The sequence below is a fragment of the Terrabacter aeriphilus genome, assembly GCF_039542985.1.
In the GTDB taxonomy this organism is placed as follows: domain Bacteria; phylum Actinomycetota; class Actinomycetes; order Actinomycetales; family Dermatophilaceae; genus Terrabacter; species Terrabacter aeriphilus.
On record NZ_BAABIW010000024.1, the window covers coordinates 75684 to 88233 of the forward strand.

Below are 12550 nucleotides of genomic sequence, written 5' to 3' on the forward strand. Positions count from 1 at the left end.
ACGAAATAGTGAACCCCGACTGAACCCCGTGAACCCGGTGGGCCGTCGTGAGTGAACCCCAAAGCGAACCCCGGTGAACTCCCGCCCCGCCCCGTAACGCCTGCTCATTCGTCATCACGAAGCCGCTTCCAGTCGCGTAGCGCTTCGGACGCGCGGCTGTGGCCCCAGCCCATGCGGGCCTTGACGTCGCGCACCGACGTCGGAGGGATATCGAGCTGACCGAGCCGCTCAACGTCAGTGAGGCTGGCCGTGGCGGTCGGGGCGTCGATGCGCGCCATCAGCGAATCTCCCTCTAGCGTCAGGACGAACGTCCCTGCGAGGTCTTCGCCCTTCTGCTGTGGAAGTGACACCTGACGCACCTGCCCGTGCCGATCCTTGATTACCGTCATGAGTGCGCGGCCGCCCCGTCCCGGAGCGAACTTCTGCGTACACACGACACGCAGCGCCACGCCACCCACGGCACGCCGCTTGGCGACGGCACCCGTGGCACCTTGGGCGCGGCTGGCGCTGTTCTTGGCGAGGTGGTCGATCGCGATGACGCACGCCCCAGCCTGAGCGAGCGGCTTGAGCACCAGCCCGTGGGCTTCGGTGTAGTCGTCGTCGAGGTTGCTGGACTTGCCGAGTAGCGGCAGCAGCTCACCGATGGAATCGACCAGCACAGAGTCCGGCTGCCAGGCGACCAGCGACCCGACAACGGCGGTCAGGTGGTCCGCGTCCTCGGGCTCCACGTACCGGAAGACGTTGCGGTCCTTGAGAACCGTCTCCGGTACGCCCAGCCCGCGCAGTCGCTGGACCGTTGCCGCCCAGCCGTTGTGGTCCATGTCGATGAAGCTGCACCTCTCCCCGTCGGCCAGCGCCCAGGCCAGGCACACCAGCGCAATCCAGGTTTTTCCCGACTCGGGGTCACCCGTGAGCGTGTTGACCTGTCCCCGGTAGAACAGCCTCTCGCCGTCCGTGCGCTCACCGCAGGAGCGCTCGGGACCGTCGTCCCCGCCCTCGGTAATCAGCGCGTCGAGGTCGGCGAACAGGTCGGGCCGGTCCACGGCCTCGGGCTCCTGAGCTTCACGCTCCAGCTCGTCGGCCGCGCCACGCACCCAGCGCCTTCGCAGCTCCGTCTGAACGTCGAGCGACTGCTGCTTCGCCGGGCCGGGGAGCTCAGCCCATGCCTGCATGACGACCTGTGGATGCCAGCGAAGCCACGCACGTGCTTCCTCTGGAGTCATCCGCTCGTTGAGCTCACCGAGGGTGATGCCGTCGCTCATCGGGGCTCGCCCTTCTCAGCCGGGATTCCCTCCAGCGCGGCGCAGGCGGGGCAGAGGCCACCCGTGACAACGAGGCGGGGCAGTGGGACCAGCATCACCGGGATCAACCGCTCCGGGACATAGGCGCGGCAATGGTCGCACATGTACTCCTCCGTGGAACCGAACGCACCCATCCGGTAGAGCGGCATGAACAGCGTGTCTATGCGACCGTCCGGCTCCGAGTGCGCCTGGCGAATCGCCCGCGCCCGCGCCTCGATGTCGCTGAGACGCTCACGCATCCACGCGGTCGGCTGATGCGGCGCATCCTTGCGCTTCATCGGCCACCGTCCAGCAGGAGCGAGGCAAGCGAGTTCTTCTGTTCGTCAGTCAGCGGCGGCGCCGACCTGAGCACCTGCTCGACGTAGCGGTGGATCTTCGCGGCGGCGAGGTCGCGGCGGGCTTCGTGTGCGGCGTCGTGGTTGCCACTCTTCACGAGATTGGCCACGCGGTTGCGTGCGTTGATGACGTGGTTCTGCATCGGGCTGTCTCCTAAGCGTGATGCTTGAAGGGGACAGCAACCTCTGGGTCATGAAGGTTGTCCCAGTGCCCGATGCCGGGGTGGCACGCACTGCGTTGACGTGTTTCCTACGACGAACACCCAGCTCGCCGTGCCGAACGCCCACCCGCGGAGGGGGCGCCCTGACTGACTAGAACGATACCTCTCCTTGACGGCGTTGGTGCTTAAGGAGATTCGTACTACCTGGCTGGACAGTTTCTGTGCTGCTGGGTCGGCTGCCGGTTGCATTTCGGGAGAGTGGCCCCGGCCCACTGAGGGGCCGGGGCGCTCCACCAGTCAGGCAGCTTCAGCGCTCGGCATGTCCGCCCAGCGGTTCCATGCGTCGCTCGCCATGGCCGCTTCAAGTCCGCCACGTTCAATCGTCAGGAAGGCCGACGGGTCGGCGTCCTCCCACCAGTGGTGCCCGATTGCCTTGAGCACCTCGGCCGTGGACGGGCTGTCTCCATGGCCGATGACGAGGATGTCGGGCTTCCTCACCCGAGCCTTCCAGGCCCGCGCAAGCATCTCGTTCACGCACTCGTCGCGGAACGAGTATCCGGCAATCAGCCATCGATCTGACTCGATGAGGGACTCTTCAGTGACTGAGTAGGCCAGTGCGTACGGCTGTTCCTTGACGACCTCAGTCTTCGCCGTCTGGTTGGTCAGGACGACCACGGGCTGCCAGTCCGTTTCCCCATCGCGCCACTTCTCCCAGAAGTCGTACATGCGCAGGTCTTCTGTGCGGAACCGATAGATCAGACCCGAGCCCGGCTGCTTGAGCCACGTCAGGGAGCCGTGAAGGTGGATGAGTCGAGTCTTTCGGGTGGGGGGGAAGTCGGCGATCTGGCGCAGCGGGTGGCCAACCCACTGGACGCCATGAAGGACCTCGAAGAAGCTGGCGCCATAGCCTCGGGCCAGATCGCAGAACTCGCCAGAGTAGCCATCCGACAGGCAAGCCATGACCAAGCTGTCGTAGTTGAGGTTAGCGATCGTGAGGCGCTGCCCTCCTGCAGCAGCGCGCAGACCGGTGACGAAGCCCGTGAGCCCTTCCATCCGGTCCCAGGAGGCCCTCGACTGCGCGTCGATGATCTCCAACGCGAAGGAAGTGCCGGTGCGCCGGACGTCGCGGACGAACTGGGCCGAGGCCTTCAGGTGCTCAGCTGCTGTCTCGTCGGTCTTGCCGATGATCCGTGCGTACTCGGCCATCATTGCGATGAAGTCGTGCTGCTGGTCGAGGGGCCCAAGCAGAGACTCGAAGTCGATGTAGGGGTCGCCCGTGTCGATCTTGTTGGCGGCTTCGGTCAGGACCGCGGCGGGGTCGCCGTCGGGGACGTCCTCGTTGAGACGTGCTCGGATGCCGGCGTTGATCTTCGACAGGGCCAGCCCTGGGTTGAAGGCGATGCTGACGCCGTTGCCCAGCAGGGCAGCGATCTTCCGGTTGGGAGGTTCCTCGGACAGTGCGGTGGTCACGGTGGTGCTCCGTTCTCTAGGGATTGCGAACTAGAGAGCTCTCCCCTTGCTGGAGTGCCACCCGGCCAATCGCATCGGCTGAAATATTGAACTTCACGCCGTACGTGCCTAGAGTCAGAGTCATCACGCCAATGATGACTGAGGACCCTTGGGCCGGAGAACACTTCCGACCGAGGGTCTTCTGCGTCTCTGTGGTGAAGAGTAGACCCTCGCGTGGACAGTCCCACGTGCGTGAACGGCCCCTGTGGACGGCCAACTGGATGCGTCGCGAGAAACGCGTTTCCGCAGGTCAGAGGAATTGTCTACCCGCTAACCGAGTTTATCCACAGACTTGTCCACGGTTTATGCACAGGCGCTTTGGCTCCTATTGAGTCGTGTACGGACGTGTAGACACGTGTGCGGTCACCGTGGGTGGGGACCGCGCGATCTTGGGGCAGTCAACGCGGAGCGCCTCGTCCACAGGAGCGAACCGTCAAGCCTTGACGAGCGCCGTCAACGCGCCTAACTCGCAAGATGTGACAGAGATCACATTTAGACACGCCCACGCGTGTTCATCGGTTGGAAGCCCAGAGAGCTAGATCCGCGTCATCTGGGGTCTCGATCGGTCCTAGCGACTCGGGGTTCCGCCACTCGAAACTGAGCCGCGCCAGCACCTGTGCTTCGGTGCGTCGTCCCGGACGACCGCGCGTCACCCATATCCGCTCAACTGCGTCCCCCAGGATCACCCGCTGGTCCTCAGGGGTAGTGGCGTCGGCCCAGTCCTCAGCGAAGTGCTGTGTACCCCTTACGGGGACCAGGCGGACCGTAGGGGCCGATGCCTCGGCCTCGTCGCGGAGGTCAAGGAGCGAAGCCTGCTGGTCCTGCAGCGCGCGCCGAGCGGCACGGTCCCGAGTGTCTCGGATCTCCTTCTCCAGCTCAGTGAGCCGGTGCTCGATCTCGGGGAGCATCGCTGCGCCGCCTTCGTGGACCTCCTCGACCACGGACCAGCGCACCCAGTCACCCTTCTGTCGTAGGAATTCGTCGATGACCACCTGCTCGAAGTTGCTGATCGCTTGGTAGCAGACCGGACAGCTATACGAAGGCCGCCCTTGCACCGTGCCGCGCCACATGCGGGTGCCCGAGCCGTCGTCATCAAGGTGCTCACCGCAGAAGAGCAGGCCGGACAGCAGTCCCGAGGTCTTGGCCCGCATGGCGCGGGGTCGGGACTGGCCGGAGTCGCGCTCGTCCAGCGACCGGATCAGGTTGCGCCACTCGGCCAGAGTCAGGATCGCCACGTCCTCCATGACGACCGGGAGCCCGTCGTCGCCACGAAGCACGCCCTCACCTCGGACCTTCCCGTCGTTCCCGGGGTTGTGCGGGATCATGCCGGCGAGGATCGGGTGGCGCAGGATGCGTTCCACTGAGGAGTACTGCCAGCCGCTGCCCTTGCCGGTGGGCGTCGGTGCGGCAGCCTCATCAAGCCACTGCGTCACCGAGTAGACGGAGTCGCCACGGCGCACCCGGTCGACCATGCCTCGCACGTACTCGATCCGGTCTGGGTCTTGGGCCCAAATTCGTCCGGGGCCATCAGGGTTCGGCACGGAGCGCCAGCCGTAGGGGAGTCGGCCGCCCACTACGCGCCCGGCCCTGATCAGGTAGTTACGAGCGGCCTTCACGCGAGCGCTGATTGCCCCAGCTTCCATCTCTCCGAACACCGCGAGCATCTGCGCGAAGGCGCGCCCTTCAGGTGTCGTCATATCTATGCTCTGCTCGACCGCGACGATGCCTGCATCGCGATCTTGCAGGTCCTCGTGTGACTGCAGGAAGTCCAGCACTCGTCGGGCTAGCCGATCGACCTTCCAAATGATGACCGCGTCGAACCTCACTGGGCTGCTCAGAAGCTCACGCCATCCCGCCCGATCAGCGGGCCGGTTGTGCGTGGCGCTGACCCCGTCGTCCTTGAAGGTGGCTACGACCGGCCATCCGCGCGCGGCGGCATACTGCTCCGCAGCCTCCACCTGCCGATGGATGGACACTGACTCGTCGGATGTCACGCTGATACGTGCATAGATGACGGCGCGGCGCGCGACGCTTGACCCTGCTTCTCCCATGCACGAACCGTAGCTGCTAACACCCTGTTTAAGTGCTGCTTGTACCCAGGCGGGCAAGACCACGCTCCTGGGGTGCCTGGCCGCGGCGGTGCCGCCACGGGAGCGGATCGTCACGTGCGAGGAGGTCTTCGAGCTGAGGATCCCGCTGCGCGACGTGGCGGCCATGCAGTGCCGCCAGCCGAGCCTCGAGGGCACGGGGGAGGTGCCCCTGCGCCGTCTGGTCAAGGAGGCCCTGCGGATGCGGCCCTCGCGCATCATCGTCGGCGAGGTGCGCCAGGAGGAGAGCCTCGACCTGCTCATCGCGCTCAACAGCGGGGTGCCCGGCATGTGCACCGTGCACGCCAACAGCGCCCGCGAGGCGGTGACCAAGATGTGCACGCTCCCGCTGCTGGCGGGCGAAAACGTGTCGAGCCGGTTCGTCGTGCCGACGGTCGCCGCCGCCCTCGACCTCGTGCTGCACGTGGCGCTCGAGCGCGACGGTGTCCGGCGCGTGCGGGAGATCGTCGCGGTGCCGGGGCGCGTCGAGGCCGACGTCATCGAGGTCGCCGACCTCTTCGTCACGCGGGACGGCGTGCTGCGCCGCGCCGACGGCTTCCCACCGCGTCGCGAGGCATTCGAACGCGCCGGCTTCGACGTCACTGCGCTTCTCGCACAGGGGGACTCGTGAACTCGCCACTGGTCGTCGGCCTGACCCTCGGGGTCGGGGTCTTCCTCGTCTACTCCTCGTTCTGGCCACGCCCGCCGGCCGGTGAGCGGTCGCGGCCGCCGGGCTTCCTCGTCGAGCTGCGCGACCACCTCAACCAGGCGGGCCATCCGAGCGTGTCGCCGGCCAACGTCCTGTCCGGGTCGGCGGTCCTCCTCGTGCTCACCTTCTTCATCGTGCTCGCGGTGACCCGCGTGACGCCCATCGCCCTGTGCTTCGCGCTGATGGCAGGTTCCCTGCCCGTCGCCCTCGTCCGTGCCCAGGCGCGCAAGCGCCGCAACAAGCTCCGCGACCTGTGGCCCGACGTCGTCGACAACATCACGTCGGGAGTGCGGGCCGGGCTCGCGCTGCCCGAGGCACTGGCGCAGCTCGCGGTGCGCGGGCCGGAGGAGCTGCGGCCGGCCTTCGTGTCCTTCGCGGAGGACTACCGCACGACCGGCCGGTTCCACGACTGCCTCGACCGGCTCAAGGACCGGTTGAGCGACCCGGTCGGCGACCGGATCGTCGAGTCGCTGCGGATCGCGCGCGAGGTCGGCGGCAGCGACCTCGGTCGGCTGCTGCGCGCCCTGTCCTCGTTCCTGCGCGAGGACGCCCGCACCCGAGCGGAGCTCGAGACCCGGCAGGGCTGGACGGTCAACGCGGCTCGCCTGGCCGCGGGCGCGCCCTGGGTCGTGCTCGGCCTGCTGGCCCTGAACGGCAGCTCGCTCGCCGCCTACGCCACCCCGGCAGGCTGGGTCGTGCTGGCCGTGGGCGCGGCCCTGTGCCTCGTCGCCTACCGCGTCATGGTCTGGGTCGGCCGTCTCCCCGACGAGGAACGGGTCCTGCGGTGAAGCCCCTCTCGCCCGCCGTCGACGTCGCCCGTCTGGTCTCCGTGGACGGGGGCTGGTCGTGGGCCGGTGCGACGGCCGGGCTGCTGCTCGCGGCGGGACTCGCGCTCGTCGTCGCCGGGATGCCGGCCAGCCGTCGGCCGACGCTCGACGACCGCCTCGAGCCCTACCTGCGCGACACCCCACGTCCATCCAGCCTCCTCGCGCGACCGGCACCGGTGCGTGGACCCTTCGGCTTCGGCGACCTGCTCGCCCCCTACCTGACGCGGCTCGGCGCGGTCGTCGGACGGGCCCTCGGCGGGGCGGCATCCGTGGCCCGGCGCCAGCAGCGCGCAGGACAGCCCGTGGACGTCGAGCAGTTCCGTGCCGAACAGGTCGGGTTCGGGGCTGCCGGGGCCGTCGCCGGACTGCTCCTCACCACGGCGGTGGCCGTCGCCCAGCGCGGCCTGCCGCTACCCCTGCTCGTCGGCACGGTGGTCGTCGGCACCCTCGGCGGCATCACCGGCCGCGACTACGCGCTGAGCCGCGCGGCCTCGCGCCGCGAGGCGCGGATGCTGACCGAGTTCCCCACGGTGGCAGAGCTGCTCGCCCTCGCCGTGAGTGCCGGCGAGGGCGCCGTCGGAGCCCTCGAACGCGTCTGTCGGCTCTCCCACGGCGAGCTCGCGGGCGAGCTGCGGCGGTGCCTCGCCGACGCGAGGGCCGGCGCGAACCTGCCCACGGCGCTGCAGGGACTGGCCGACCGCACGGGTCTGATCAGCCTCGCGCGCTTCGTCGACGGCATCGTCGTGGCGGTCGAGCGCGGGACGCCGCTCGCCGAGGTGCTCCGCGCGCAGGCACAGGACGTCCGGGAGGACGGTCGCCGCACCCTGCTCGAGCAGGGTGGCCGCAAGGAGATCTACATGATGGTCCCGATCGTCTTCCTCACGCTCCCGGTGACGGTGCTCTTCGCCCTCTACCCCGGGCTGCGCCTCCTCCACCTCGAGCTCTGAACGCCGCACCGGCTCCAGGGCTCTCCAGTCGTGCAAGGTCCACATCCATCGAGTGCAGGGAGATCGACATGAACCGGATCGTCACCGTCGTGCAGCGGGCCCGGGCGGTCGTGAGGCAAGCCGGCGGGGGAGCGTTGCGCCGAAACGCTGCGCACCGTCTCGGCGGATCCACCGACCGCGGCGACGTGCCCGGCTGGGTGCTCATCACGATCATGACCGCTGGCCTCGTGACGGCCTTGTGGGCCATCGCCGGCCCCCAGCTCGGGCAGCTGTTCAGCGACGCGATCGCGGGCGTCAAGGGACCGTGAGGCCGGGGCAGCGCCGCCGGCCGGGGGCGTCCGAGCAGGGCTCGGCCGTGGCGGAGTTCGTCATGGTCGCGGCGCTGGTGCTCGTCGTCGGGCTCGGCGTCTTCCAGCTGGGTCTGGCGCTCTACCTCCGCAACACCCTCATCGCGGCGGCCTCGGAGGGGGCCCGGTACGGCGCGCGCGCCGACGCCGGCCCGGACGACGCCGTGGCCCGCACCCGGTCGCTCCTCGGCGCGTCGTTCGGCGCCTCGTCCGAGTCGCAGGTCGCAGCGGTGCGGTCGACGACGTCCACCGGCGTCCGGGTCGTGGAGGTCACGGTGTCGGCGCCGCTGCCGGTGATCGGACCGCTCGGCCCGAGTGGAGGTTTGACCGTGACCGGTCGCGCCTTCAGCGAGGAGCAGGTGCTCGCGGGGGCGTCGCCGTGAGAGCGCGCCGGGTCCGGTGTGGGCTCCGGCGCCGTCCACGTGCCGACGAGGGCCGGGCCATCATCGAGTTCATCGTGCTGGGGCTGCTGCTCCTGCTGCCGCTGACCTACCTCGTGCTCGCCGTGGCGCGGGTGCAGGCCGCGTCGTTCGCGGCCTCCCTCGCCGGGCGCGAGGCCGGGCGGGCGTTCGTGACGGCCGGCTCCGAGGGCGAGGCCCACGCCCGGGCCGGAGCGGCCGCGGCCCTCGCCTTCGCCGACTTCGCCTTCGACCGGGGCGCGAGCGTCGCGGTCGGCTGCGACGGGAGCCCCTGCCTGCGACCGCGCGCAGCCGTGACGGCCACGGCGACCATCGAGGTCCAGCTGCCCCTCGTGCCCGACTTCCTCGCCGCGCACCTGCCCGCCACCGTGACGATCCGCTCCACGAGCGTCGTCACCGTCGACCGGTTCGCGGCCCCATGACGCCGCGGCGGCCCGCCGGGCGCCGGCCGGCGCTGGCCCCTCGACCGGCCCGCACCCACAGACGGTGGCCTCTCGACGGTGCAGTGCGCCGGGCGGAGCGGCCAGGCGGCGCGCGGGACCGCGGCCAGATCGGCATCCTCGTGCTCGGGCTCTTCGCCCTCGCGGGCCTGCTCGTGCTCGGCGGCATCGACGTCACGGCGGCGCAGCTGGCGCGCATCCGGCTCCTCGACGCGGCCGACGCCGCGGCGCTGGAGGCCGCGAGCGCCCTCGACGAGCGCGCCGCCTACGAGGGAGGCGTGCTCGACCGGCTCGCGCTCACCGACGCCTCGGTCGCGGCCGCGGCCGGGGCGCACCTCTCCTCGACCCCGCTGCCGCCCGGCATCGTGGCCTGGTCGGTCGTTCCCGACACCGGCACGCCCGACGGCACGACCGCCGTCGTCACGGTGCAGGGCACCGCGCGCCTGCCCATGTCGGGGTGGGTGCTCGACTCCCTCGGCGGCAGCGTGACGATCACCGTGACCTCGCGGGCCAGGGCGCCGCTGCGCTGAGCCCTGCCGTCGCTGCGCTGAGCCCTGCTGGCGCGGTGCCGAGCCACGCCCGCAGCAATTCCGGCAAAACGACCACGACCGCCGTCGTCGCGCCCTACGGTCGGTCCTCGGTGCGCTCCAACCCCGCGGCGCCCGACACCAGCCCGACCCAGCACGACCCCGACGTGCCGCGGCCGACGCCGCGGTGCCACGTCACCGACCAGACAGGGAAACATGCGCACCACTCTCACCCGGGCCCTCGTGGCCACCGCCGGCCTCGGCCTCGCCGTCGTCGCACCCGTCGCCACCGCGACCTCGGCCCAGGCGCTGCCGGCCGTCATGATCAGCACGGTCTTCTACGACTCGCCCGGCGCCGACCGCGGCGGCAACGCGAGCCTCAACGCCGAGTACGTCGTGGTGAAGAACACGACGCGCAGTGCCCGCTCGCTCACCGGCTGGACGCTGCGCGACAAGGTCGGCCACACCTACCGCTTCCCGGCGTTCACCCTCAAGGCGGGGGCGAGCGTCACGATCCGCACCGGCAAGGGCACCCCCACCCAGAAGAACCGCTACTTCGGCAGCGGCTGGTACGTCTGGAACAACACGGGTGACACGGCGATCCTCAAGAACGCCTCCGGCAAGACCGTCGACACGTGCACCTTCAAGGGCAGCCGCAAGGGCTATACCTCCTGCTGAACCCGCCCGTCCGGCAGCGGCGTGCGCCGACCCGCGCGCCGCTGCCGTAGGCTGCTGCCTCGTGGCTGTCGACTTCATGCAAGAGCTCAAGGACCTGCGCGCGACGATGGATTCCGTGCGCGGGGTCACCGACCTCGACGCGCTCGCGGCGACCATCGCCGACCTGGAGCAGCAGGCCTCCGCCCCCGACCTCTGGGACGACCCGGACGCGGCGCAGCAGGTGACGAGCGCGCTCTCGCGCGCCAACTCCGAGCGCGACCGCGTCGTGACGATGGACCAGCGCATCGAGGACCTCGAGACGCTCGTCGAGATGGGCCAGGAGGAGAACGACGCGGCCACCCTCGAGGAGGCCGAGCGCGACCTCGCCAAGCTGAAGAAGGACGTCGGCGAGCTCGAGGTGCGCACCCTGCTGGCGGGGGAGTACGACGAGCGCGAGGCCGTCGTCACCATCCGCTCGGGCGCCGGTGGCGTCGACGCCGCCGACTTCGCCGAGATGCTCATGCGCATGTACCTGCGCTGGGCCGAGCGCCACGGCTACCCGACCAAGGTCATGGACACCTCCTACGCCGAGGAGGCGGGCCTCAAGTCCGCCACCTTCGAGGTCAACGTCCCGTACGCGTTCGGCCACCTCTCCGTCGAGGGTGGCACCCACCGCCTGGTGCGGATCAGCCCGTTCGACAACCAGGGTCGTCGCCAGACGAGCTTCGCGGCCGTCGAGGTCATCCCGCTCATCGAGAGCGACGACTCCATCGAGATCCCCGAGAACGAGCTGAAGATCGACGTCTTCCGCTCGAGCGGCCCCGGTGGCCAGAGCGTCAACACGACCGACTCGGCCGTGCGCATGACGCACCTGCCGACCGGCATCGTCGTGTCGATGCAGAACGAGAAGAGCCAGATCCAGAACCGCGCCGCCGCCCTGCGCGTGCTCCAGTCGCGCCTGCTCCTGCAGCGCAAGGCCGAGGAGGCCGCGGTCAAGAAGGAGATGGCCGGCGACGTCAAGGCGAGCTGGGGCGACCAGATGCGCTCCTACGTGCTCAACCCCTACCAGATGGTCAAGGACCTGCGCACGGAGTACGAGACCGGCAACCCGAGCGCCGTCTTCGACGGCGACATCGACGGCTTCATCGAGGCCGGCATCCGCTGGCAGATCGGCCAGAAGCGCGCCGAGGCCTGATCGGGCCGGCGCCACGCGCCACGCCACGGGCGGCGTGGTCCCGGGGAACGCTGCCCGGCGCCCGTAGCCTCGGAGGCGGCTGTGCGCGACGTCCCGATCCCGGGGCGACCGGCGCCGGCGCAGACCAGCCGTTCCCAGCACGAGTCGAGGCCCGACGCATGATCCTCTTCGAGAACGTCACGAAGACCTACCCGCGGACGACCCGTCCGGCCCTCGACGACGTCAGCCTCGAGATCTCCCGGGGCGAGTTCGCCTTCGTCGTCGGCACGTCGGGCTCCGGCAAGTCGACGATGATGCAGCTCGTCATGAAGGAGCAGGACGTCACGAGCGGCCGCATCCTCGTGGCCGGCCGCGACTTCGACCGGCTGCCCGAGCGCAAGGTGCCGGCCCTGCGCCGCGAGATCGGCTGCGTCTTCCAGGACTTCCGGCTGCTGCCGAACAAGACCGTCTTCCAGAACGTCGCCTACGCCCTGCAGGTGCTCGGCACGAGCCGCTCGCGGATCCGCCAGACGGTGCCCGAGACCCTCGAGCTCGTCGGCCTCGCCGGCATGGAGAAGCGCCTGCCGCACCAGCTCTCCGGCGGCGAGCAGCAGCGCGTCGCCATCGCCCGTGCCTTCGTCAACCGCCCGCCGGTGCTGCTCGCCGACGAGCCGACCGGCAACCTCGACCCGGAGACGAGCCTCGGCATCGTCCAGCTGCTCGACCGGATCAACCGCACCGGCACGACCGTCGTCATGGCCACGCACGACACCGTCACGGTCGACGCGATGCGCAAGCGCGTCATCCGGCTCGACCACGGCGTGCTCGTCAGCGACCTCGAGGCGGGCGACTACGACACCGGCAGCATCCCGCGGGTGCGCCTCGAGGAGGCGCTCGCCCCGGCCGTCGCGACCCAGCCGGAGGTGGCCGACGGCTACGACGACGGGGCGCCGGCGGCATACGCCCCCTCGGCGGGAGACGGCGACGGCGACGACACGGACGACGAGGCGGCGAGCCTGCCCCCCATCGGCCGCGACGCCGACCAGCCGCGCCAGCGGGGCGGGATGTTCCGCCGCCGCAAGCCCGTGCTGACGAACGACCGCTGACCGC

At 70.0% G+C, this 12550-nt stretch carries 14 protein-coding genes and 1 pseudogene; 10 read left to right on the forward strand and 5 right to left on the reverse strand.

Annotation, left to right across the window (positions count from 1 at the left end):
- Positions 1-104: 104 nt before the first annotated feature.
- From ABD979_RS17155 to ABD979_RS17175, 5 genes are all read right to left on the reverse strand, one after another.
- Complete coding sequence (locus ABD979_RS17155; protein WP_345508729.1) at positions 105-1262, reverse strand: AAA family ATPase; 1158 nt, start codon at positions 1260-1262, stop codon at positions 105-107.
- Entirely contained in the window at positions 1259-1579 is a 321-nt protein-coding gene (locus ABD979_RS17160; RefSeq protein WP_345508730.1) for a hypothetical protein, read from the reverse strand. Before ABD979_RS17160 ends, ABD979_RS17155 begins: the two co-directional genes overlap by 4 nt.
- Complete coding sequence (locus ABD979_RS17165) at positions 1576-1779, reverse strand: hypothetical protein (protein WP_345508731.1); 204 nt, start codon at positions 1777-1779, stop codon at positions 1576-1578. Before ABD979_RS17165 ends, ABD979_RS17160 begins: the two co-directional genes overlap by 4 nt.
- A 315-nt stretch (positions 1780-2094) precedes the next feature.
- Positions 2095-3267: an SIR2 family protein gene (locus ABD979_RS17170; RefSeq protein WP_345508732.1), complete on the reverse strand. Its 1173-nt coding sequence runs from the start codon at positions 3265-3267 to the stop codon at positions 2095-2097.
- Between the two features lie 551 nt (positions 3268-3818).
- On the reverse strand, positions 3819-5357 hold the full coding sequence (locus tag ABD979_RS17175; protein WP_345508733.1) for a recombinase family protein: 1539 nt from the start codon (positions 5355-5357) through the stop codon (positions 3819-3821).
- 28 nt (positions 5358-5385) lie between these two features.
- Here ABD979_RS17175 and ABD979_RS17180 point away from each other — a divergent pair.
- From ABD979_RS17180 to ftsE, 10 genes and pseudogenes are all read left to right on the forward strand, one after another.
- Positions 5386-6024 (forward strand): annotated as a pseudogene (locus tag ABD979_RS17180) (TadA family conjugal transfer-associated ATPase); the annotation flags it as partial.
- Positions 6021-6890: a type II secretion system F family protein gene (locus tag ABD979_RS17185; RefSeq protein WP_345508734.1), complete on the forward strand. Its 870-nt coding sequence runs from the start codon at positions 6021-6023 to the stop codon at positions 6888-6890. The pseudogene ABD979_RS17180 and the gene ABD979_RS17185, both read left to right, overlap by 4 nt.
- A complete protein-coding gene (locus tag ABD979_RS17190) occupies positions 6887-7876 on the forward strand; it encodes a type II secretion system F family protein (RefSeq protein WP_345508735.1) in 990 nt (329 codons plus the stop codon). Before ABD979_RS17185 ends, ABD979_RS17190 begins: the two co-directional genes overlap by 4 nt.
- 68 nt (positions 7877-7944) lie before the next feature.
- Positions 7945-8184 (forward strand): hypothetical protein, encoded by a 240-nt coding sequence (locus ABD979_RS17195; RefSeq protein ID WP_345508736.1) that lies wholly within the window; start codon positions 7945-7947, stop codon positions 8182-8184.
- A gap of 62 nt (positions 8185-8246) precedes the next feature.
- Positions 8247-8606, forward strand: a complete 360-nt coding sequence (locus ABD979_RS17200; protein ID WP_425584002.1) for a TadE family protein — start codon at positions 8247-8249, stop codon at positions 8604-8606.
- Positions 8603-9064 (forward strand): pilus assembly protein, encoded by a 462-nt coding sequence (locus ABD979_RS17205; RefSeq protein ID WP_345508738.1) that lies wholly within the window; start codon positions 8603-8605, stop codon positions 9062-9064. Before ABD979_RS17200 ends, ABD979_RS17205 begins: the two co-directional genes overlap by 4 nt.
- 83 nt (positions 9065-9147) lie before the next feature.
- On the forward strand, positions 9148-9612 hold the full coding sequence (locus tag ABD979_RS17210; RefSeq protein ID WP_345508739.1) for a pilus assembly protein TadG-related protein: 465 nt from the start codon (positions 9148-9150) through the stop codon (positions 9610-9612).
- A gap of 213 nt (positions 9613-9825) precedes the next feature.
- Positions 9826-10287 carry a lamin tail domain-containing protein gene (locus ABD979_RS17215; protein ID WP_345508740.1) on the forward strand — a complete coding sequence of 154 codons (462 nt, stop codon included), beginning with the start codon at positions 9826-9828 and terminating at the stop codon, positions 10285-10287.
- A gap of 61 nt (positions 10288-10348) precedes the next feature.
- Positions 10349-11461 (forward strand): peptide chain release factor 2, encoded by a 1113-nt coding sequence (gene prfB / locus ABD979_RS17220; protein ID WP_345508741.1) that lies wholly within the window; start codon positions 10349-10351, stop codon positions 11459-11461.
- A 158-nt stretch (positions 11462-11619) separates the two neighbouring features.
- Complete coding sequence (gene ftsE / locus ABD979_RS17225; RefSeq protein WP_345508742.1) at positions 11620-12546, forward strand: cell division ATP-binding protein FtsE; 927 nt, start codon at positions 11620-11622, stop codon at positions 12544-12546.
- Positions 12547-12550: the final 4 nt, after the last annotated feature.

What these genes read in the sequence shown, in the direction of transcription:
- ABD979_RS17155 (WP_345508729.1), bottom strand. Translation starts at nt 1,262, where the DNA reads ATGAGCGACGGCATCACCCTCGGTGAGCTCAACGAGCGGATGACTCCA.
- ABD979_RS17160 (WP_345508730.1), bottom strand. Translation starts at nt 1,579, where the DNA reads ATGAAGCGCAAGGATGCGCCGCATCAGCCGACCGCGTGGATGCGTGAG.
- ABD979_RS17165 (WP_345508731.1), bottom strand. Translation starts at nt 1,779, where the DNA reads ATGCAGAACCACGTCATCAACGCACGCAACCGCGTGGCCAATCTCGTG.
- ABD979_RS17175 (WP_345508733.1), bottom strand. Translation starts at nt 5,357, where the DNA reads ATGGGAGAAGCAGGGTCAAGCGTCGCGCGCCGCGCCGTCATCTATGCA.
- ABD979_RS17195 (WP_345508736.1), top strand. Translation starts at nt 7,945, where the DNA reads ATGAACCGGATCGTCACCGTCGTGCAGCGGGCCCGGGCGGTCGTGAGG.
- ABD979_RS17200 (WP_425584002.1), top strand. Translation starts at nt 8,247, where the DNA reads ATGGTCGCGGCGCTGGTGCTCGTCGTCGGGCTCGGCGTCTTCCAGCTG.
- ABD979_RS17215 (WP_345508740.1), top strand. Translation starts at nt 9,826, where the DNA reads ATGCGCACCACTCTCACCCGGGCCCTCGTGGCCACCGCCGGCCTCGGC.
- ftsE (WP_345508742.1), top strand. Translation starts at nt 11,620, where the DNA reads ATGATCCTCTTCGAGAACGTCACGAAGACCTACCCGCGGACGACCCGT.